Annotated in this window: 19 protein-coding genes; 9 read left to right on the forward strand and 10 right to left on the reverse strand. The window is 66.3% G+C overall.

Translation table 11 applies throughout. The features are described from left to right. Positions 1-39: 39 nt before the first annotated feature. The 3 genes from ABZ942_RS19910 to ABZ942_RS19920 form a co-directional block, all read right to left on the reverse strand. The gene (locus ABZ942_RS19910; protein ID WP_357383952.1) at positions 40-3,504 is read right to left on the reverse strand and encodes a DNA-directed RNA polymerase subunit beta; all 3,465 of its coding nucleotides are present in this window, start codon (positions 3,502-3,504) and stop codon (positions 40-42) included. Positions 3,505-3,825: 321 nt separating this feature from the next. Next, complete coding sequence (locus tag ABZ942_RS19915; protein WP_357383954.1) at positions 3,826-4,611, reverse strand: alpha/beta fold hydrolase; 786 nt, start codon at positions 4,609-4,611, stop codon at positions 3,826-3,828. A 10-nt stretch (positions 4,612-4,621) separates the two neighbouring features. Continuing rightward, a complete protein-coding gene (locus tag ABZ942_RS19920; protein ID WP_357383956.1) occupies positions 4,622-5,188 on the reverse strand; it encodes a helix-turn-helix domain-containing protein in 567 nt (188 codons plus the stop codon). Between the two features lie 87 nt (positions 5,189-5,275). Here ABZ942_RS19920 and ABZ942_RS19925 point away from each other — a divergent pair, with 87 nt between their 5' ends. Continuing rightward, a complete protein-coding gene (locus ABZ942_RS19925) occupies positions 5,276-5,992 on the forward strand; it encodes an SDR family NAD(P)-dependent oxidoreductase (RefSeq protein ID WP_357383958.1) in 717 nt (238 codons plus the stop codon). On the opposite strand, the gene ABZ942_RS19930 is transcribed toward ABZ942_RS19925, so the two are convergent. Continuing rightward, positions 5,993-6,475 (reverse strand): TrkA C-terminal domain-containing protein, encoded by a 483-nt coding sequence (locus tag ABZ942_RS19930; protein ID WP_357383960.1) that lies wholly within the window; start codon positions 6,473-6,475, stop codon positions 5,993-5,995. A gap of 139 nt (positions 6,476-6,614) precedes the next feature. Then, positions 6,615-8,123: a putative glycoside hydrolase gene (locus tag ABZ942_RS19935; RefSeq protein ID WP_357383962.1), complete on the reverse strand. Its 1,509-nt coding sequence runs from the start codon at positions 8,121-8,123 to the stop codon at positions 6,615-6,617. A gap of 204 nt (positions 8,124-8,327) precedes the next feature. Between ABZ942_RS19935 and ABZ942_RS19940 the strand changes: the two genes are divergently transcribed. Beyond that, positions 8,328-9,329, forward strand: coding sequence for a polysaccharide deacetylase family protein (locus ABZ942_RS19940; RefSeq protein ID WP_357383964.1), 1,002 nt, complete (start codon positions 8,328-8,330; stop codon positions 9,327-9,329). Between the two features lie 104 nt (positions 9,330-9,433). Here the strand turns inward: ABZ942_RS19940 and ABZ942_RS19945 are convergent, their stop codons facing one another. The 3 genes from ABZ942_RS19945 to ABZ942_RS19955 form a co-directional block, all read right to left on the reverse strand. After that, the gene (locus tag ABZ942_RS19945) at positions 9,434-11,509 is read right to left on the reverse strand and encodes a family 2A encapsulin nanocompartment cargo protein cysteine desulfurase (protein ID WP_357383966.1); all 2,076 of its coding nucleotides are present in this window, start codon (positions 11,507-11,509) and stop codon (positions 9,434-9,436) included. Further along, positions 11,481-12,413, reverse strand: coding sequence for a family 2A encapsulin nanocompartment shell protein (locus ABZ942_RS19950; RefSeq protein ID WP_357383968.1), 933 nt, complete (start codon positions 12,411-12,413; stop codon positions 11,481-11,483). Before ABZ942_RS19950 ends, ABZ942_RS19945 begins: the two co-directional genes overlap by 29 nt. A 125-nt stretch (positions 12,414-12,538) precedes the next feature. After that, on the reverse strand, positions 12,539-13,258 hold the full coding sequence (locus ABZ942_RS19955) for an SDR family oxidoreductase (protein WP_357383970.1): 720 nt from the start codon (positions 13,256-13,258) through the stop codon (positions 12,539-12,541). Between the two features lie 75 nt (positions 13,259-13,333). Between ABZ942_RS19955 and ABZ942_RS19960 the strand changes: the two genes are divergently transcribed. Beyond that, positions 13,334-13,873, forward strand: coding sequence for a MarR family transcriptional regulator (locus tag ABZ942_RS19960; RefSeq protein ID WP_357383972.1), 540 nt, complete (start codon positions 13,334-13,336; stop codon positions 13,871-13,873). A gap of 34 nt (positions 13,874-13,907) precedes the next feature. Here ABZ942_RS19960 and ABZ942_RS19965 read toward each other — a convergent pair whose 3' ends face one another. Beyond that, positions 13,908-15,524, reverse strand: coding sequence for a hypothetical protein (locus ABZ942_RS19965; protein WP_357383974.1), 1,617 nt, complete (start codon positions 15,522-15,524; stop codon positions 13,908-13,910). 137 nt (positions 15,525-15,661) lie between these two features. Next, positions 15,662-17,167 carry a PucR family transcriptional regulator ligand-binding domain-containing protein gene (locus ABZ942_RS19970; RefSeq protein ID WP_357383976.1) on the reverse strand — a complete coding sequence of 502 codons (1,506 nt, stop codon included), beginning with the start codon at positions 17,165-17,167 and terminating at the stop codon, positions 15,662-15,664. Between the two features lie 162 nt (positions 17,168-17,329). On the opposite strand from ABZ942_RS19970, the gene uraD reads away from it, so the two are divergent. The 6 genes from uraD to ABZ942_RS20000 are packed head-to-tail and all read left to right on the forward strand — an operon-like array spanning position 17,330 to position 21,702. Then, positions 17,330-17,839 carry a 2-oxo-4-hydroxy-4-carboxy-5-ureidoimidazoline decarboxylase gene (uraD, locus tag ABZ942_RS19975; protein WP_357383978.1) on the forward strand — a complete coding sequence of 170 codons (510 nt, stop codon included), beginning with the start codon at positions 17,330-17,332 and terminating at the stop codon, positions 17,837-17,839. Then, on the forward strand, positions 17,839-18,138 hold the full coding sequence (uraH, locus tag ABZ942_RS19980) for a hydroxyisourate hydrolase (RefSeq protein ID WP_357383980.1): 300 nt from the start codon (positions 17,839-17,841) through the stop codon (positions 18,136-18,138). The genes uraD and uraH overlap by 1 nt, the downstream gene beginning before the upstream one ends. A 3-nt stretch (positions 18,139-18,141) precedes the next feature. Next, entirely contained in the window at positions 18,142-19,017 is an 876-nt protein-coding gene (gene pucL, locus ABZ942_RS19985; protein WP_357383982.1) for a factor-independent urate hydroxylase, read from the forward strand. A gap of 2 nt (positions 19,018-19,019) precedes the next feature. After that, positions 19,020-19,889 (forward strand): FAD binding domain-containing protein, encoded by an 870-nt coding sequence (locus ABZ942_RS19990; RefSeq protein WP_357383984.1) that lies wholly within the window; start codon positions 19,020-19,022, stop codon positions 19,887-19,889. After that, on the forward strand, positions 19,889-20,362 hold the full coding sequence (locus tag ABZ942_RS19995; RefSeq protein ID WP_357383986.1) for a (2Fe-2S)-binding protein: 474 nt from the start codon (positions 19,889-19,891) through the stop codon (positions 20,360-20,362). Before ABZ942_RS19990 ends, ABZ942_RS19995 begins: the two co-directional genes overlap by 1 nt. Continuing rightward, positions 20,359-21,702, forward strand: a complete 1,344-nt coding sequence (locus ABZ942_RS20000; RefSeq protein ID WP_357383988.1) for an 8-oxoguanine deaminase — start codon at positions 20,359-20,361, stop codon at positions 21,700-21,702. Before ABZ942_RS19995 ends, ABZ942_RS20000 begins: the two co-directional genes overlap by 4 nt. Positions 21,703-21,731 lie beyond the last annotated feature (29 nt).

The raw sequence follows: 21,731 nt of genomic DNA on the forward strand, positions 1-21,731 counted from the left end.
GAGATCACCTGCCCGGCAGGTGATCTCGGCGCATGGTTGTCAGCCGGGCAGATCTTCCACGGTGGCCGCTTCGTTCCTGGACAGGTTGATGCCCAGATTCGCCGCGGCGCGCTCCAGATCCTCGTCCTCGCCGTCGCGCATCTCGATCGCGAGGCCGTCGGATGAGAGCACCTCGACGTTGAGGCACAGCGACTGGAGTTCCTTGAGGAGCACCTTGAACGACTCCGGAATGCCCGGCTCCGGAATGTTCTCGCCCTTGACGATCGCCTCGTAGACCTTGACCCGGCCCACGATGTCGTCGGACTTGATCGTCAGCAGCTCCTGCAATGTGTAAGCAGCGCCGTAGGCCTGCATGGCCCAGCACTCCATTTCACCGAAGCGCTGACCACCGAACTGTGCCTTACCACCGAGCGGCTGCTGGGTGATCATCGAGTACGGGCCGGTCGAACGGGCGTGGATCTTGTCGTCGACCAAGTGGTGCAGCTTCAGGATGTACATATAGCCGACGGCCACCGGGTACGGGAACGGCTCGCCGGAGCGGCCGTCGAACAGCGTGGCCTTGCCGTCGGCGCCCACCATCACATCGCCGTCCCGATTGGGCAGCGTCGAGCCGAGCAACCCGGTGAGCTCCTCGTCCCGTGCGCCGTCGAACACCGGGGTGGAGATGTTGCTGTTCGCGGGGGCGGCCCGCATCTCCTCCGGCAAGGTCGCCGCCCAATCGGGTGTGCCCTTGACCTCCCAGCCGGTCTTGCCGATCCACCCGAGGTGGGTCTCCAAGATCTGGCCGATGTTCATCCGACGCGGCACACCGTGGGTGTTCAAGATGATGTCGACCGGGGTGCCGTCCTGCATGAACGGCATGTCTTCGACCGGCAGGATCTTGCCGATAACACCCTTGTTGCCGTGGCGACCGGCGAGCTTGTCGCCGTCCTGGATCTTGCGCTTCTGCGCCACGTACACGCGCACCAGCTCGTTCACACCGGGCGGCAGATCGTCGTCGTCCTCGCGCGAGAACACGCGGATACCAATGACTTTCCCGGATTGACCGTGCGGCACTTTGAGCGAGGTATCGCGCACTTCGCGCGCCTTCTCGCCGAAGATCGCACGCAGCAACCGTTCTTCCGGGGTCAGCTCGGTCTCGCCCTTCGGGGTGACCTTGCCGACCAGGATGTCGCCATCGCGAACCTCGGCACCGATCCGAATGATGCCGCGGTCATCGAGATCGGCCAGCACGTCGTCCGAGATGTTCGGAATATCGCGGGTGATCTCCTCCGCGCCCAATTTCGTATCGCGAGCGTCGACTTCGTGCTCTTCGATGTGGATCGAGGTGAGGACGTCCTCTTCCACGAGGCGCTGCGACAGGATGATCGCGTCCTCGTAGTTGTGGCCTTCCCACGGCATGATCGCGACGAGCAGGTTCTTGCCGAGTGCCATCTCACCGTTCTCGGTGCACGGGCCATCGGCAAGTACCTGTCCCACTTCGACTCTCGCGCCCTCATCGATGATCGGCCGCTGGTTGACGCAGTTGCCTTGATTCGATCGAGCGAACTTGCGTAGGCGGTAGCTCTTGCGAGTCCCGTCGTCGGCCATCACGGTGACGTAGTCGGCCGAAACCTCTTCCACCACACCGTCTTTCTCATTGACGACGACATCGCCCGCGTCGATCGCGGCCCGTAGCTCCATGCCGGTGCCCACCACGGGGGCCTCGGAACGGATCAGCGGCACCGCCTGACGCTGCATGTTGGCACCCATCAGGGCGCGGTTGGCGTCGTCGTGCTCGAGGAACGGGATCATCGCGGTCGCCACCGAAACCATCTGCCGCGGTGACACATCCATGTAGTCGACCTCGACCGGCGCGACGAACTCCACCTCGTCACCGAAGCGCCGCGCGAGCACCTTGTGCTCGACCAGTCGCCCCTCGGCATCGACCGGCGAGTTGGCCTGGGCGCGGACATACCGTTCCTCTTCATCGGCGGTCAGATAGACCACTTCGTCGGTCACCTGCCCGTCGACCACCTTGCGGTACGGCGTCTCGATGAAACCGAACGGATTGACCCGCGCGAACACCGAAAGATAGCCGATGAGACCGATACTCGGACCTTCCGGCGTTTCGATCGGGCACATCCGCCCGTAGTGGCTGAAGTGGATATCGCGGACCTCGATGCTGGCCCGTTCCCGGGACAGGCCGCCGGGCCCGAGCGCGGAGAGCCTGCGCTTGTGCGTCAGCCCGGCGAGCGGGTTGTCCTGCATCATGAACTGTGACAGCTGCGATGTCCCGAAGAACTCCCTGATCGACGCGCTGACCGGACGAATGTTGATCAGCGTCTGCGGCGTGATCGCCTCGATGTCCTGGGTCGTCATCCGCTCCCGGACCACTCGCTCCATGCGGGACAAGCCGATTCGGAGCTGGTTCTGGATCAGCTCGCCGACCGTGCGCACCCGGCGATTACCGAAGTGGTCGATGTCGTCCACCCCGATCGGCACCTCGACGCCTCCCGCCGCGGTCATCGTCTTGTCGCCCGCGCGCAGATGCGCCAGGTATTCGATGATCGCGACGAGGTCTTGCTCGGTCAGCGTGGCCGAGTCGATATTCAGGCCCAGCTTCTTGTTCATCTTGTAGCGACCGACCCGCGCCAGGTCGTAGCGCTTCTCCTTGAAGAACAAGTTCTCCAGCAGGGTCTGCGCGGACTCCTTGGTCGGCGGCTCGCCCGGACGCAGCTTGCGGTAGATATCGAGCAGCGCCTCGTCGGTGCCCGCCGTGTGGTCTTTCTCGAGCGTCGACATCATGATCTCGGAGAACCCGAAACGCTCGACGATCTGCTCCGCGGTCCAGCCGAAAGCCTTGAGCAGCACGGTAACTGGCTGGCGACGCTTGCGGTCGATGCGGACACCGACGGTGTCGCGCTTATCGATGTCGAACTCCAGCCACGCACCCCGCGACGGAATGACCCGTGCACTGTGCAGGTCCTTCTCGGTGGTCTTGTCGACGGACTGGTCGAAGTAGACACCCGGCGAACGAACCAATTGGGCGACGACGACGCGCTCGGTGCCGTTGACGATGAAGGAGCCCTTGTCGGTCATCATCGGGAAATCTCCCATGAAGACCGTCTGGCTCTTGATCTCACCGGTGTTGTTGTTGATGAACTCCGCGGTGACGAACAACGGCGCCGCGTAGGTCATGTCCTTGTCTTTGCACTCGTCGATAGAGGCCTTGACCTCTTCGAATCGAGGGTCGGACAGCGACAGCGACATGGTGCCCGCGAAGTCTTCGATCGGGGAGAGTTCGGCCAGCACCTCTTCGAGGCCGCCCGCCGTGCTGTTCTCGCCACGTGCGGCGGCGCGCGCCCGCCATTGCGGCGCGCCGATCAACCATTCGAAGGAGTCGGTCTGCACGTCGAGCAGGCCCGGTACGTCCAGGGGCTCACGAATTCTGGCGAACGACACCCGCTGCGGGGCGCCGGGTACCTGGGCTGTTGTGGTGACTTTTTGGGACGAGACTGACACGGTGCGTCCTTCCGCGACCTCACACTGCTGATGAATTGCGGGTGGTCACCTACCCGAGCGAAACTCGCACACCGCAAGAAGTGAGCACCACATCATTGATGGTGTTTCACGAAATTGGGTTCGTGTGGTCGGACGGGAGGCGGCCAGCGCAACGTCCCAAGTTACTCGCAGATTTGGCGCAGCACAATAGGCATTCGATAATTGAGGTCATGTAACAACCACGTCGAATGTTTCCTCTGTAGGAATAGTAACCCCGGGAACCTGCCTGAGTCAAGACTTTCAGTGGAATTTCCATCAATTCGGCAGGTGCGCGAATAGGGGTTATCTACGAGCCTCGTCGAGGAAGTCCAGCACGAGCGGACCCGCGACGGCTCGGAATTCGTCGAAGTAAGCGTGCCGCGCGCCGGGGATCAGCCGCGTCCGCGCGCCCGGGATGCGTTCGGCGAGCAGCGGCGCGTTCGCGGCCGGATTGAACCGGTCCTCGGTCCCGTGCACGATCAGGGTGGGAGTTGTGATGTCCGGCAGCGCATCCCAGGCATCATGTCTGTTGCTGGCCATGAGATGGCGGCGCTTGGCGTAGGCGGGCATGGTGGGATCGCCGAGGGTGTTGTACGGGCCGGCGTTGTGCGCCAACCACTCCGGGGTGTACATCAGCTCGAGCAGGGCCTGGCGCGCCGCGTCCGGATCGGGATCGATGAGCGACTTCCGAATCTCAGGACCGCGTTCGATGCTGTGCTTGCCGCCGGGGGAGGTGCAGCCGAGGACGAGGGTGTGCACCCGCTCCGGATGACGAGCGGCCAGCCATTGTGCGACGCGACCACCCATTGATGTGCCGTACACCGCGGCGTGCTCGATACCCAGGTCGTCGAGCACCGCGACCACGTCGTCGGCGAATCCCACTGTGCTGTAAGGCTCGTCGGGCTTGTCGCTGTCCCCGGTGCCGCGCCAGTCGAGCGTGATGGTGCGATACCGGGTCTGGAAGTCCTCGCGGATTCCGTCCCACCAGTGATGATTGTTGGCCTGCCCGGCCAGCAGTAGCAAGGGCGCGCCCGCGCCTGCGGTTTGATAGGCGAGGCGAACGCCGTTGGCGGCCTTGGCATATGGCACGGTGCTGTTCCTATCGGGTCGGTTGATGGGTGGGACGGAGGCCGTCGAGGACGAGTTCCAGGCAGCGGCGCCACGCGGGTGATCCGGCTGCCTCACCGAGCAGCGAGAGGGCCCACACCAGGTGCACCACGTCTTCATCGCTCGCGTCGGCGCGTACTGAACCCTCCTGTCGAGCGCGATGCAGCAGCGTCGAGAGATGCGACAGCCCACGATGGCACGCCTCGGTCAGCTGCGCGGCAGCGGGATGATCACCGGTGAGGGCCTCGAGCAGGCCGCGGTCGGTGGTCATCTGGCCGAGCAATTCCTCGACGAACCCACTGAGCGCCACCCACGCGTCCGGCTCGGCCGCGGCCCGTGCGCCGAATTCGTCGATCGCGGCGAGGCGCGGCGGTAGCAGCGCGTCGATGAGCGCGTCGCGGTGTGGGAAGTGGTTGTACAGCGTGCCGATGCTGACCCCGGCCCGTCGCGCGATCTCTTCCAGGGACCCGTCGAGTCCCTGCTCGGTGAAGACCCCGGCCGCCTCGCGCAACAGTTTCTCGCGATTGCGGGCCGCATCGCGGCGCAACGGTTTGGTCATGTGCACCATCATACAAAAGTCGAGGGGCTCCTCGACTTCGTGCTATTTTTGAAATTGAGGGACCCCTCAATCTTTGGAAGGAGCTGCATGTCCAGCACGTCAACCGCCGTGATCGTCGGCGTCGGGCCAGGCCTCGGCATGTCCATGGCCAGGCGTTTCGGCAGCGAAGGATTCCGCGTCGCACTGATCTCGCGCAGCGAGGCGCGGCATGAGGGCTATCTGAAAGACCTCGCTACACAAGGCATTGATGCCAGCGCTCATGCCGTCGACATCACCGACCGTGCGCGCCTGAGGTCCGTCCTCGCCGAGATCGCCGACGACGGCGACATCGAGCTCGCCTACTACGGTCCCGGCCCGACCCAGCAGCCGATCCCGCTCACCGAAACAGACGCCACCACAGCGCAATCCGCGTTCGACTGGGTCTGGCCCGCCATCGACATGGTGCACGACGTCCTCCCGGCCATGCGCACCCGAGGCACCGGCGCTCTCCTCTTCGCGGGCGGACTCTCCAGCGTCCGGCCGATGCCCATGCTCGGCCACCTGGCCCTGCCCTCGGCCGCCCTCCGCAACTACGCCGTCACCCTCAACTCCGCCCTCGCCGACAGCGGCGTCTACGCGGCCACCCTCACCATCGGCGGCCTCATCGAACGCGGCGACATCCACACCGTGGTCACCGCCGACCCGGCCCGCTTCGGCTCGATGGCAGGCCACACGCTGAACCCGGATGCCCTCGCCGCCACCGCCTGGGACATGTACCGCACCCGCGACCGCGCGGAAGAGGTATTCGACGCGTTCAGCGGCTGATCAGCCGTTGGTGAGGATGCCGGCTGCGGCGTCGAGGCCCTCGGTGGTTCCGACGATCACCAGCAGGTCGCCCGCGGCGAAGATGAAGTCCGGGCCCGGTGACGGGACCACCGAGCCGCCGCGCATGATAGCGACGATGGAAACCCTTGTCCGGGTGCGCATTTCGGTCTCGCCGAGCGGGCGGTCGGCATAGGGGGAGCCACCGAGGATGGCGAACTGCCTGGTGTTCACGCCCTCGAACTCGCGATGTTCCTCGCGCAGCTGGGCGACCAGCTGCGGGGCGCCGAGCAGGTTGGCCAATGCGGCCGCCTCCGCCGCCGACAACGGAATCTGGTCGGTGGCTTCGGGATTGCCGGACTTGCTGACGATCAGGTAGATCGTGCCGTCCTTGTGATCGATCACGCCGATCCGGCGGCGAACGCCTTTGACCGGAAAGTCCTTGCGCACACCGATACCCGGCAGGCGCGTCACTTCAACGTTCACTCCACCAGCGTAACCGCGCCGACTGCGCGGGAGTGGGATGTCGCCGGTCGGTCGAGCATCGACCTGCTGTGCCGGAGTCGACCGGCAGCGACCGGGCAATCGTTGCGGCACTGCCCGGTCGCCTGCGCCACCTCTCGGCTCAGTCCGAAGGCCCCGCGAGGTGGTAGCGCACGGTGGGACTCCAGAGGAAGAACCCGTTCACGCCTGCGTCGTTCGCGGCGTCGATCTGCGTCCGGACCTCGCCGGGACCGTAGCTGACGCCGAGGCTGAAGTCCTGCAACCAGGGGACGACCTTGGCGCCGGTGCCCTGCGTCTGGGTGCGGAAGTCCTGCAGGGAACGGAAGATGATGTCGTAGGGCTGCGAATTCGGGCTCGCGACACCGTATTCGCCGGCGTTCCAATGCGAGGGATACAGCATCGGCGCGATGTAGTCGACGTACTTGGCCATCAACGGGATGTCCTGCGCGATCTCCTCGGGCCGGGTGGAAGCCACTCCGAACACCGCGGCACTCTGCTCGGCGCCCGCGTCGCGCACGGGATCGCGGCTCTCGTGCAGGAATTCGGCGATCGACACGGTGGGCGAGGTGGTCGAGCCGGGGAAGTGCATCTGCGACAGCGCGCCGTCCGGGCGCCGGATGTAGTCGTACATGATGCCGTCGAAGCCCAGTCTTGCCGCCTCGACCGCGAGATCTATGTTGTATCTGCGGATTTCAGGATTCGCGAAGTTGGTGAAGGCGATCGGGCCGTACCTGCTCGAATACGGCTCGCCGGACGGAGTTTGGATGACCCAGTCCTGATGGCCGTTCTGCCAGGCCCATTCGGCCATCGTCTTGTCGCGGAACGCGACGATCCGGCCCACCACCCGAATCCCCATGTCGTGCAACTGCCGCAACGCCGCGGGGGCGTCGTAGATCCGCATGACGGCACCCGATTCGCGGGCGAGCGGCACCTGGGAGTCGTAGCCGACCTCGCCGTCTTCGTCCTTGATGTCGAGCTGCACCGTGTTGATGCGCCCGTCGCGCGCCATGTTCAGCACGTCCTCGCGGAGTTCGTCGTCGGACCAGCCGTACGCGGTCACGTGCACCGCCTTGATCCGCGGCTGCTCGATCGCCGCCGTGATCGTCTGCGCGGTCTGGTTGCCCGCGGCGTCCACGGCGACCACCTGGGCGCCGGTTTGTGCGCGCGGCATCGCGATCTCGAAGGAGCCGTCGTCGGCCGGAGTCGCCGACAGGTTGCCGACCGATACGCGTTCGGCGTCTTTTGCCTTGCCGCGCAAGGTAACCGGCTGGCGGTAAGAAGTCACGCCAGTGGGCTGCGTCAGTTCCAAGGTCGGTGCCTCGTTGTCCACCGTGAACGTCTTGGACACGCCAGGGCCGGTGCGAAGGAAGCCGAGGAAGCTCGGCGGGATCTCGGCGGTGAACTTGTGCTCGCCATCGGGCAGCGCCCCTGGCCGGTAGACGACCGTGCTGCCGTCGACCGCGCCGGTGACCGGCTCGCCGTCGAGTTCGAGCCGCATGGCGGCGGGGTCGTATTCACCCGCGTCTACCCGCAATGTCATGGCGGACATGGTCGCCGCGCCGACCAGACTGTTCGGGAGACCGGTGACGGTCAATCCGCGGGGTTCGGTGCGGACCCAGCTCAGGGTCACAGAAGCGATAAGAATTGATAAGACTGAGATAACCAGGACTGCCGTCAACCGCCGGTGTCCTGTAACGCCTAGTCGTTCTAGCAACGCACACACCAACTTTCGTCTGGAGATCGCTCAACTATCGCGGGTTCGGCCCGCGCCCGTCGATACTTTGTCCGAGTTGCTTACGCAACGAATTGGTCGCGTTCGCGTACTGTTTGCGCGGTGGCGAAGAACGCGACTATCAGTGTTCGAGTTGTGTTGTCCGTGCTGGTGTTGACGGCCGCGGCCTGCGCCGCGGACCCCGACCCGGCCACCCTTCGGGCGATGGCGCCCCCGCCACCGTCGAGCAGTCCCGTGCCCGATCCGGTCGCGGTGGGCGCCAACGAACTCGGCGTCGTCCCAGTCCTCATGTACCACCAGCTGGCGGCCGAGCCGGACAGCGAATACGACCAGACGCCAGCGAAATTCCGCGCCGAGCTCGATCGACTGCTGCGCGAGAACTACCGTCCGGTGACGACGTCGGCCTACATCTCCGGCGCCTTCGACCTGCCCGCGGGTACCCATCCGGTGGTGCTCACCTTCGACGACTCGACCCTCAGCCAGCTCACGATCACCGAGGACGGCACGGTCGCGCCCGACTCGGCGATCGGGATCCTCGAACAGTTCCGAGCCGAGCATCCCGAATTCGCGCCCACCGCGACCTTTTACGTCAACAACCAGCCGTTCGGCGACAATCCGCGCGCCCTGTCCTGGTTGGCCGCGCACGGTTACGAGATCGGCGCGCACACCGCGACGCACGCGAACCTCGCGCAGCTGGACAGCATCGGCGTGCAACGTGAGCTGGCGGACAACGTCCGCGCGATCGTGGCGGCGGCGCCGGGCCAGGTACGGACGATGGCGTTGCCGCTCGGCATCGCGCCGGACGATCGCGCCCTGGCCACCGCGGGCAGTTGGGACGGACAGAATTACGCGTTCGACTCGGTGCTGCTGGTCGGCGCCGAGCCTGCCCCGTCGCAGTACGGTGAACTCGATCCCACGGCTGTTCCTCGAATCCGTTCGGGCAGAACAGCGGTCGACTTCGACTCGACGTACTGGCTCGACCGGCTCGCGGCGAACCCGGAGCAGCGCTACACCTCGGATGGCAACCCAAAGCAGATCTCCTTCCCTGCGCGCTTATCCGGAACGTTGAACCCGCGGTGGTCGAGTCAGGCCAAGTCGTACTGATTCCAGGTGATGGCGGCTGCCGTTGGCGCGCAGCCCTTTACGTCAGCCGCAGGGAATCGCGGCTGACGTAAAGGTGTTCGATCAGGTTCTGCCGGACGCCGCGTTCACCGCGGCGAACTAGCGGCGAGTTGTTCGAGGACGGCGACCATTCGATCGATCTCGGCGCAGGTGTTGTAGAAGGCGAACGAAGGACGCACCGTCGCTGCCAACCCGAGGCGACGCAGAATCGGCTGGGCACAATGGTGACCGGCCCGCACCGCGATGCCTTTCTCGTTCAACGCCTTTCCGACCTCGATCGGCTCGTAGCCCGCCATGACGAAGGAGAGCACGCTCGCCTTGTCGGCGGCGGTGCCGACCAGTCGGACACCGCGTACCGCGGCGACCCGCGGTGTCGCGTACTCGAGCAGTTCGTGCTCGTAGCGTCCGATCGCGTCCATGCCGAGGCGTTCGACGTATTCGATGGCGGCGCCGAGACCGACCGCGTCGGCGATATTGCCGGTGCCCGCCTCGAATCGTCCGGGCGGCGGCTGGAACAGTGAACGTTCCAGGGTCACATCGCTGATCATGTTGCCGCCGCCCTGCCAGGGCGGAACGTCTTGCAGTATCTCGGATTTTCCGTAGACGACGCCGATTCCGGTGGGCCCGAACAGCTTATGGCCGGAGAAGACGAAGAAGTCGGCGCCGATCGAGCGCACGTCGATGGCGGTGTGCGGGACCGATTGTGCGCCGTCGACGAGGGTGACCGCCCCGGCTCGCTGTGCCTCGGCGACGATCTCCCGCACCGGCGTGATGGTGCCGAGCGCGTTCGAAACATGGGTCACCGAAACGAGTTTGGTGCGATCGGAGAGCAGCTTGGTGTACTCGCCGAGCATCAGCTCGCCGTTGTCGTCCACCGGAATGACCTTCAGCTGGGCGCCGGTCTCGGCGGCCAGCATCTGCCAGGGGACGATGTTCGCGTGGTGCTCGAGGTGCGAGATGATGATCTCGTCGCCCGCGCGAATGTTCTTGCGGCCCCACGTTTGTGCGATCAGGTTGATGCCCTCGGTGGCGCCCCGGACGAAGATGATCTCCTCGGCCGAGGACGCACCGATGAAGCGGGCCACGATGTCGCGGGCCTGCTCGTAGGCGTCGGTGGACCGTGCCGCCAATTCGTGGGCGGCCCGGTGGATATTGGAGTTCTCGTGCTCATAGAAGTGGGTGATGCGCTCGATCACCGAGCGCGGCTTCTGCGTCGTCGCGGCGTTGTCGAACCACACCAGCGGATGGCCGTTGACCTGTTCCCGGAGGATCGGGAAATCGTTGCGCACCGCGTAGACATCGAAGGGTGGATGCGCGTCGGGCACACGGTACGACGCGGGGATCGATGCCGCAGGGCCGGCCGCATTCAGGAAATAGAAGCTCGGCGCCGCGGACGGTTGCTCCGGCGCGGCATCGGGAAAGCGTTGTGGTGACAGCACTCCGCGTAACGACGGCAGCGCGGTGAGGAATGGGTCAGTGTGTATGCCATCGGTGCTGACCGGCGGATGCGCGGGTTGTCCGGCCGCGTCGGCCATCGGCACGTCGCGGCCCCAGCCCGGCACCGATGGTTCCGGGGTACTGCCGCCGGGCGGCGTGGTACCCGAAAACCCCTGTGCGCCAGAAGGTGCCGTGCCGCCGGAGGGCGCGGTGCCGTTGACACCGGGCACCGAAGGCACGGGAGTACGCCCGCCGGGTGGCGTGGTACTTGAAACGCCCTGCACGCCCGACGTTGTCGAAGGCGAGGATGGCGTGCTGCCGCCGGGAGACGCGGCGCTGGAGGCGCCAAGTGCCCCTGGCACTGACGGTTCCGGTGTGCCGCCGCCGGGTGGCGTGGTGCTCGAAACACCCTGCGCGCCCGATGGTGCCGCAGCCAACATATGTCCACCAGGATGCGTCGCACCGGAAAACCCCGGTGCGCCGGCCGCTGTCGCCGCGGGCACCGGAGACGGCACCGGCACATTCGGCGGCGATGTCGGCATATCGGGCTGCGCCACACTCAGGCCCGCCGGTGCGGCGGGCAGACCCGCCGACCCCGACGGCAGCGCCGAGAAGAATGCTCCGGCAAGGCGATTGAGCGTCGCCTCGTCCGGCAGCATCCATTCGGCGCCGCCCTCGTCGGCTGGGCGCGAGATGTCAGCTCCGGTAGGTCGGTGCGTAGTCATGGAACTTGCCCACCTCGGCTCCGTCGAGCACTGCCACCGCATCGTCGGTCAGAATCGCCAGCGAGCAGTACAGCGACACCAGATATGACGCGATCGCGCTGCGATCAATACCCATGAACTTCACCGAAAGGCCCGGTCCCTGTTCACCGGCCAGTCCCGGCTGATACAACCCGATCACGCCCTGACGGGCTTCGCCGGTGCGGATCAGCACGAACTTGGTCTTCCCGCGTTCCACCGGAACCTTGTCCGACGGAATGATCGGAATCCCGCGCCAGGTCAGGAACTGCGACCCGAACATGCTCACGGTCGGCGGCGGCACACCGCGCCGGGTGCATTCCCTGCCGAACGCCGCGATGCCCTGCGGGTGGGTGAGGAAGAACCCCGGCTCTTTCCAGACCTTCGTGATCAGGTTGTCCAGGTCGTCCGGCGTCGGCGGCCCGGCGATCGTCGAGATCCGCTGCTTCTTCGTGGCATTCGCGATGAGTCCGTAGTCCGGGCTGTTGATCAGCTCGCCCTCTTGGTGCTCCTTGATTGCCTCGATGGTGAGCCGCAACTGTTGAGCAATCTGATCGTGCGGGCTCGAATACAGATCCGAGACGCGGGTGTGCACATCGAGGATCGTGTGCACGGCCTTGAGTCGGTACTCCCGCGGGTCTCGCTCGTAGTCGATAAACGTCTCCGGCAGCGGAGACTCGTCGAAGTTATCGCACTGAATATCGACGGTTTGTTCGTCGGTGACCCGGTTACGCCGGTAGATACCGGCTTCGACGGGCACCCAGTTCAGCAGATGAACCAACCACCGTGGGGTGATCGACTCCATCTGCGGAACGCTCTTCGTGGCATTAGCCAGTGTCCGGGCCGCATCATCGCCCAGCGCAACCGGCCGTGGAACAGCTTTAGTCATCGAACCACCTTGGGATCGGCAAATCCACCGTTACCAGCTCGCCCATGCTAGCCCCTGCCTACCGACTTGCCCGGATCGCCCCTATTGCCCGCCTTGCGCCGCGCGCCGCGCCCGGATTTCCGGGCTCATCGGGTGGTGCGTTCGCCGCCGTTGACCGCAAGCACCTGGCCGGTCACCTGCCGGGCCGCGGGCGAGGCGAGGTAGTGCACCGCCGCGGCGATGTCATCGGGAACTCCGGCGCGGCGGGTGTGTGCCGCCGCGACGAGCGAGTCGCGCCGCTCGTCGGTCAGCTTGTCGCGGAAGAACTCCGTGTCGGAGATGTAGCCGGGGGCAACGACATTCGCGGTGATACCGCGCGGCCCCAGCTCCGCCGACAGTTGGACGTTCCATGAGGCGAGTCCGGCTTTGGCCGCGCCGTAGGCTCCCGCGCCCTTGTCCGCGGCGATCGAGCCGATGTTCACCACGGACCCTGCGGTGGTCAGTCGGTCGCGCAGTGCCGTGGTCATCAATACCGCGCTGATCAGATTGGCGTCCAGGTTTGCCCGCCAAGCCTCGGCCAGACTCTTCAGGTCGGTCGGCGCCTCCGTGTCGAAGTCGGTATTGCCGCCCGCGTTGTTGACCAGCACGTCGATCTCCCGGGGGAGTTGATCGACCAGTGCCTCGATCTGCGCGGGATCGGTCGCGTCGCAAACGCGGGCCGTGACACCGAGTTCCGCCGCTGTCGCCTGCAGCGCCTCGGCCCGGCGCCCGGTGATCACCACCGAATCGCCCTCGGCCGCGAAAATACGCGCGATCGCCCGGCCGATTCCGGTGGCTCCGCCGGTCACCACGATGTTGCGTCCCATGTCGATCTCCCTCATCGAGTACATTTAGACCTAAACATAGACTTCATTTAGGTCTAAACGCAACCGAGGAGTGCCATGGACGACAACGATCCGGTCGACGCTATCGCGCTCGCGTGGCTCCGCGAACGGCCGGGCACGCCGGTCGACGGCATCGGCGTCGTGACGCGAATATGGCATCTGGCCAAGGCATTCGGCGACGACCGTCGCCGGGTGCTCGCCGCCGAAGGCGCCGACGCGGCGACCCTCGACCTACTCAGCGTGCTGCGCCGCAGCGGCCCGCCGTACCAGTTGACCACTCGTGAACTCAAAGAACGCACCATGCTCACCGCAGGCGCGATCTCCCAGCGGGTCGCCCGCGCCGAAGGGGAGGGCCTGGTCACCAGAACCACACTCGACGACGGTTCCCGTGGCGTGGTCGTCGCGCTCACTCCGGCCGGGCACGCTTTGGTCGAGCGATTGGTCGATCAAGTACTCGGCCGCGAGCTCGACCTGCTCTCCGGTCTGACCGCCGAACAGCAGGCCACGTTGACCGACCTGCTCCGCATCCTCCATCAGGACCTGATGCCGCGCCTCGGCCTGGGCAAGATCATCCAGGTCGGCTCGGCAGATATTTGAATGTTGTTGCGTGGCAGGCGCCGGGCAGCGCGCGTCAATTCCGATGGAACTCGACATGCGTTCCGTCGGAGCTGGTGTCGTCGCCGGCGATCGATGTTCCGGTAATCGTCAGTACCCAGGTGTTGTTCGCGCAGGTCCCGTATGTGACGGCGGCGTCTACGTAGACGAGAGTCGAATTGCGTTTGGCCTCGGACCAGTTCGCGCCGCAGGCGTAACCCGGAATGTCCATCCGCGCCTTTACCGGCGCATCCTGCGACACCTGCAGGGTTGCCGGATACGTTTCACCGTCGCTCGTCGTCCAGGTGCCGGACCATGATCCGCTGATGCCGAGTGCCATGGTGAACTCGAGGTGGTTGTCACCGGTGAATTCCCCGATGATTCCGGTGATATTGGCAAGCAGTTGGCTGGGCAGGGTCGTGAAGAGGGAGACGGCCACGCTCATCCGGTGCAGCACTCGGTGCGCGTCTTGGTTGCCGACCGCGGCCTCCGCGCCGGTGAGCCCGCATTGCGCCACATCGCCGAGCGCCTTGGTGAATTCGGCGGTGTCGGGCTTGTTCGGGGTGGTCCAGCTTTGGTACAGCGTGACGAGGCAGTCGTAGCCCGCCTTGCTGTTCTGAAACGCCGCGACCAGGGCATCGCCGTCAGCGCCGAGCATGTCGAGACCGGTGAGGATCGTTTCCAGTTGCAGCGCAGCGAGATCGACGTCGAGGTGCAGCTGTGCCGACATCGTTCCAGGCGGAAGGAGCAGCGTGCCGGTGCCTTTCGGAGACAACAGGCCGGATTGGTGGTCGAAGGAGTCGTGCAGGGCCACCGCGAGCTGGTCGGCGCCCGACAAGGGCTGAGCATTGGTGAACTTCCCGGCCGGAGTCGCGGCAACCCGGAAGTACTGGGCAGAGTTCGAAGTGAAGTCGACGGCTATGCCTGCGCCGGTGTCGCGCAGGCACGCGGCGACCACGCCCGGTTTGCTGGGAGCCAAGGTGAGTTTGTTCGGACCGATGTTGATGTCGCTCTTGTCTTTACACGGCGAATCGAGACTGCCCGCCACCGTCTGCCAGGCTTGTCTGACGGCGCGATCGAGGGCGGCCCCGGCATCGACGAGTGTGACTTGAAAGGTGCTGAGATGATCGGTGGTGGTGGTCAGCGTCTTCGACGCGGTATCCCAATTCGGTAGCAGCAGATCGGGTTTCGACTTGTCACCGCCCTGCTCGACCGCGATCACCGGACGGACCGAATCGGTGAACTTGCCGTACAGGTCCGGGCTGCCCGACAGATCGAACTTCAGGGTGACCGGTTTGCCCGGCTGTGCGCCGTTGCCGAGCACGAGCACGACCGGTGGCGCCGCACCGACCTCGACGTCGAACGCCTTTGCGGTAGGTGCCGGCGCCGCCGACATCACCAGGTGCGTACCGACATCGGCGACCCCGGTCGGCGCGGTGGCGGTGACGCCGATCGCGCCGACCTTCCCGCTGACCGTCACGCCGGAGGCGGTGACCGACCCGCTCGCCACCTGGGATGTAGGCGTGGCGGAAACCGTCGAAGAACGCAGATCAGATCCACCGCCACAGCCCGAAGCGGCCAGCGCGACTGTCACCGCCACCAGCACCAGCACCAGCACCGGCGTCAAAGGAAAAGACCACCGTTGCTCGGCCATTGCGCATACCTCGATCGCGGCACCGACACGTCTCGAGCGCTGGCCATTTGCCCAGCTACCGCCGCATCTCCGCTATTGTCGCGCCCGACCCACGGTCAGCGCTGTCGGTCGTTCGGGCGACAGTTCCCCAGGGTAGGTCAGCGCAAGGCCAGCGCGAGGAAGAAGTCGACGCGGTCTTCGAGGCGAGACAGGTCGCGGGCGGTGAGTTCTTCGATGCGCTGGATGCGGTAGCGCAGGGTGTTGACGTGCACGTGCAGTAGATCGGCGCACTTGGTCCAGGAGCCGGAGACCTCTAGGAAGGTTTCCAGGGTGTGCACGAGGTCGGCACGATTGTCCTGGTCGTAGGTGGTGAGCGGGTCAAGGAGGCGGAGCCGGAACATGCGGCGGACCTCGTCGGGGACCGAGGCGAGTAGCAGCATGTGGGTGGCGAGTTCGTCGTGGCCGACGACGCTGGCGGGTTGTAGTCGGCCCGCGGCCATGCGGCGGGCGTAGCGGGCTTCTTCGACGGCACCGCGCAGGCCTTCGCCGTCGACCACGCCGCTGACGCCGACGGATAGTCGGCTACCGCGTAGGCCGGGCTCCAAAGCGGTTACCGCACGGTTGATTTCATCGATCACGGGAGTGTCCGGGCCCGCCGGAATCAGTGCGATAGCCTCGCCGTCCACCACACCGGCGGCGGGCCTTCTGCCGAACAGGATTTCGCGCAGCAGCACGCGTAACTCGCCGGGGCGCAACGTGTCATCGGCGGCGGCCGCGACCGCGATATAGGTCTCGGCGGGCCCGAGCCCGGTGAGTTCCAGCCGCGAAATGATCTCGGTCGGCTTGGCATCGGACACGATCAACTCGATGAGTTCTTGGGCGAGCCGCCCCTCGGCGCTCTGCCGATCGTCCTGTCGCGCGCGTTCCAGCGACACGACGGCGGCGAGCTCGCCGGCCAGCGCGCGCCGCTCCTCGGGCCATTCGGTGTAGTCGCCCTCGAAGACCAGGAACCAGTCGGCGGCCCGCGATGTCCGATGCTCATCCACCGCGAACAGCGAAAACCGGCTGCCCTCGTGCAGAAACGTCACCGGCAGCCGACGGGCGCTGAGAAACGCCGCGGTCACCTCAACCGGCGGCGGTGTGCCCGGCCCGGCCACCGCGCGTCCGGTCGACGACACCACCCAACATCGCATGCCGAGATCGCGTTCGATGAGTTCGAGCACCGAACCGAGCCCGGCACCCGAAACGAGCTGCCGATGCCGGTCCAGGATCGCGGTCAGATCCGCCGCCCGCCCGGTCGACAGATTGCGGGTGATCTGCTCAGTGACCTGGGCGAACGCAATATTCTCCGGGACACGGAACAGCGGAATCCGATGCTGACGGCAGGCCTCGACCACATCGGGCGGCGCACCGCCATATCTGGCGTCACCAGCGGCCATCCCCGCCACCCCGGCCTGCGCGAGTGCCCGGACGAACACCTCGCTGTCGGCGGGATCATGCCGCCACTGCAGGCCGGTGAGCACCAGCTCCCCGCCGGACAGGTAGCGACCAGGATCGAGCATGTCCGTGGTCACCACCCAACGCACGAACCGGTCCAGCTCTTCCTCGCCGGTGACGAGCTCGAGCCCCAGGTCCGCCATGGTCAGCAGTGATCGAAGGCGCACGCTGCGAAGGCTAACAGTCGCACCCCTGGTAAATGCCCTTGGACATTCGCACAAAGAGTTGGGTGTGAACTGTCGCACAGTTCAGATTTCTCGTTTCTAGCTGCGGTGTTCCTCGGCGGGTGTACTTGCGGAACAGATTGGCGAACCCCGACAGGAGGTCAGATGGCAGGCGACATCGGATGGCTCAACGCGTTGCCGCCGGACCGGGCCGAGCAGGAATTGCTGACCTGCTGCGCGTCCCGGCAGTGGGCACAGAAGGTGGCGGCCTCCCGGCCCTACCCCGACGCCGCGAGCGCCATCGCCGCCGCCGTTGCCGCGGTGTGTGAGCTGGATTGGCCGGATGTCGAGGAGGCGCTGTCGGCGCATCCGCGCATCGGCGACCGGGCCAAGGCGGAGTTGTCCGAGCGGGAGGCGGCGTGGTCACGCGGCGAACAGTCCGGCGCGGCGACCGCGGATACGGCGGTACGCACCGAGCTGGCCGCGGGCAACCTGGCCTACGAGGAACGTTTCGGCCATGTCTTCCTGATCCGCGCCACCGGGCGCAGCGCCGAGGAGATGCTCACCGAGCTGCGTAAGCGCCTGGCCAACTCGGAGCTCGACGAACGCATCAAGGTGCAGAGCGAACTCGCCGACATCACCCGCCTGCGCGTGCGAAAGCTGCTGGGGGAGTAGTGAGTCTGTCCACCCACGTGCTGAACGCGGTGACCGGTCGCCCCGCCGCTGGGCTGCGGGTGCAGCTGTCGCGGGCCGACGGCACGGTGCTCGCGGAGCGGCACACCGACGACGACGGCCGCATCAAAGACCTGCCCGCGCCCGAATCCGGCACGCACCGGCTGACTTTCGACACCGGCGAGATCAGCCCCTTCTACCCCTCGGTCGCCATCGACTTCACCGTCGCCGACCCAGCCGCGCACTACCACGTGCCGCTGCTGCTCAGTCCGTATTCCTACTCCACCTATCGAGGTAGCTGAACAATGTCGATCAAGCTCGGACCGAACCGATATGGCAAAGCGGAGACCCATGTCGTCAGCGTGACGAAAAACGGTGGCGTGCACGAGATCCGGGACCTCAATGTCGGCGTCGCCCTCTCCGGTGACATGGATGACGTGCACCTGACCGGCGACAACGGCGCGGTGCTGACCACCGACACGCAGAAGAACACCGTGTTCGCGTTCGCCAAGGAGCACGGCATCTCCTCGCCCGAGGCGTTCGGTGTCCTGCTGGCAAGGCATTTCGTAGATTCCCAGCCGACCATCCGTCATGCGCGGGTCAGTGTCGAGGAATACGCCTGGGAGCGCATCGTGCTCGACGCGAGCACCCACCAGCACTCGTTCGTCCGCTCCGGCCAGGAGGTGCGCACCGCGCGGGTGCACTACGACGGCGAAAACGCCTGGGTCGTCGCGGGTTTGCAGGGCCTGGTGGTGTTGAACTCCACCGGTTCGGAGTTTCACGGCTACCTGAAGGACAAGTACACGACGCTGAAGGAGGCTTACGACCGCGTCCTCGCCACCGAGGTGAACGCGGAGTGGCGCTTCACCGGCGAGCCCGGCGACTGGGACAAGACCTACCGGGAGGCCAGGCGCGCGCTGCTCGAGGCGTTCGCCGAAACCTACAGCTACTCACTGCAACAGACCCTGTACGGGATGGGCGAGCGCGTGCTCAACACCTGCCCGGAAATCGCCGAGGTCCGGCTGTCGCTGCCCAACAAGCACCACTTCGTCGTCGATCTGTCCGCCTTCGGACTGGCGAACGACAACGAGGTGTTCTACGCCGCCGACCGTCCCTACGGCCTGATCGAGGGCACCGTGCTGCGCGAGGACGCGCCCGCCGCCGGACCCGCGTGGGAGTGACGATGGATTTCTTACGACCCACCAGCTGGGCGGACGCCCTGGACATCAAGGCAGGCCGCCCGGACGCCACCCCCATTCAGGGCGGCACCGACATGATGGTCGAACTCAACTTCGACAAGGGCCGCCCGAGCGCGCTGCTCGATCTGAACCCATGCCGAGAGTTGTTCGACTACAAGGAGATCGACGGCAAGATCCGGATCGGCTCCGGCGTGCCGTACGTCCGGATCATCAACCGGCTCGGCGGGCAACTGCCCGGCCTGGCCCAGGCGTCCCGTTCGGTCGGCTCGCCGCAGATCCGCAACCGCGGCACCGTCGGCGGCAACCTCGGTGGCGCTTCGCCCGCCGGTGACGCCCACCCGGCGCTGCTCGCGGGCAACGCCGTGGTCGAGGTCGCGTCGGCGGCCCGCGGCACCAGGATGATCCCGATCGACGACTTCTACATCTGGGTGCGCAAGAACGCCCTGGAAGCCGACGAGCTGATCAGTGCGGTCTGGCTGCCGCCCGCCGAAGGGCCGCAGTACTTTTCGAAGGTCGGCACCCGCAACGCGATGGTGATCGCGGTGTGTTCGTTCGCCATCGCGCTCTACCCGAGCACCGGGACGGTGCGCACCGGCATCGGTTCGTCCGGCCCGACGCCGCTGCGCGCCGAGCCCGCCGAGGAATTCCTGGCCGCGCAGCTGCCGTGGCACGATCCGGCGCCGCTCACCGACCGGGTGCTGCGCGAGTTCGGCGCGCTCGTCGCGGCCGCCGCCAAGCCGATCGACGACGTCCGTGGCACCGCGGATTACCGCAAGCACGCCCTGTCGGTGCTGGCCCGCCGCACCCTGGGCTGGGCATGGACGGACCACCTAGCAGAAAGGAAGGCAGCCTGATGCGCGTGACTTTCGACGTGAACGGCTCGACGGAGACCGTCGACGACGTGTGGGAGGGCGAGAGCCTGCTCTACATGCTGCGCGAGCGGATGGGCCTTCCAGGTTCCAAGAACGCCTGCGAGCAGGGCGAATGTGGTTCCTGCACGGTCTATTTGAACGGCACGCCGGTGTGTTCCTGCCTGGTGGCGGCCGGTCAGGCCGAGGGCTGTTCGGTGCGGACCGTGGAAGGTCTGGCGCGCGGCGCGAAGCTGGATCCGATGCAGCAGGCGTTCGTCGAGGCGGGCGCGGTCCAATGTGGTTTCTGCACACCGGGTCTCATCGTGCAGGCGCACGATTTGATCGAGCACAATCCCGATCCCTCGGATGTGGAGATCCGCGAGGCACTGGCCGGAAACCTGTGCCGCTGCACCGGATACGAGAAGATCCTCGACGCCGTGCGGCTCGCGGCCCAGCGGAAGGCGGCGGCGCAATGAAGACTGTCATCGAAAACGCCTACATCGCACCGGTGGTCGGCCCGGAGATCGCCTCTGGGTACTTGGTGCTCGCGAACGGCAGGATCGAATCCCTCGGCGCGGGACCGGCACCCATCGTGCCCGGCGCGCAACGCATCGACGGCACCGGCTGCCTCGTCACCCCCGGCCTGGTCAACACCCACCACCACCTCTACCAGTGGGCGAGCCAGGGCCTGTTCCAGGACTCGACGCTGTTCGAGTGGCTGACCGGTCTCTACCGGCTCTGGGCCGGCATGGACGCCGACGTTGTATACGGCGCGGCCGCAGCGGGATTGGGCTGGTTGGCACTGACCGGCTGCACCACGAGCAGCGACCATCACTACGTCTTCCCGAAGGGTCGCGGCGACCTGTTCGACGCCGAGGTACGGGCCGCGCACGAGCTCGGCATCCGGTTCCACCCGTGCCGCGGCTCGATGGACCGCGGCCAGTCCGACGGCGGCCTGCCGCCGGACGAGGTGGTGGAGGACCGCGACGAGATCCTGCTCAACACCTCGGAAACCATTGACAAATACCATGATCCGTCGTTCGACTCGATGCTGCGGGTCGCCGTCGCACCGTGCTCGCCGTTCTCGGTGAGCGAAGGTCTGATGACCGACGCCGCGCTGCTGGCGCGCACCAAGAACGTCCGGCTGCACACCCATCTCGCCGAGACGCTCGACGAGGAAGAGCACTGCCGCGAGCAGATGGGTTGCACCCCGGTCGAATACATGGAGAAGCTCGGCTGGCTCGGCGAGGACGTCTGGTTCGCGCACGCGGTGCACCTGCACGACGCCGACATCCGCCGCTTCGCCGAAACCGGCACCGGCTCGGCCCACTGCCCCAGTTCCAACGCTCGCCTCGGCGCCGGCATCGCCCGCGTCTCCGCGCTGTTGCGCGCCGGTGCGCCGGTCGGCCTCGGCGTCGACGGCGCCGCGTCGAGCGAGCTCACCTCGATGGCGGGGGAGATGCGCCAGGCCATGCTGTTCCAGCGGGCCGTGCACGGACCGACCGCACTCACCGCCCGGCAGGCGCTGGAGATCGGAACCCTCGGCGGCGCCCGCAATCTCGGCCGTCAGCAGGAGATCGGCAGCCTGGAGGTCGGCAAGCTCGCCGACATCGCGATGTGGCGGGTGGACGGATTCCGGGCCGCCGTCGAAGACCCGATCTGCGCGCTGGTCTTCGGTCCGACGCCGCCGCTGGCCAGGCTGCTGGTCGGCGGCCGCACCGTGGTCGAGAACGACGAACTGCGCACGGTCTCGCACGACGCGGTGGGCCGCGCAGGCGCCGCTGCCCGGCAACGGCTGATGCGGGGGCGGGCATGACGAGCGGCTGTACGAACTCCCTTGGGAGA

The sequence above is a fragment of the Nocardia sp. NPDC046473 genome, assembly GCF_040645995.1.
Classification (GTDB): domain Bacteria; phylum Actinomycetota; class Actinomycetes; order Mycobacteriales; family Mycobacteriaceae; genus Nocardia.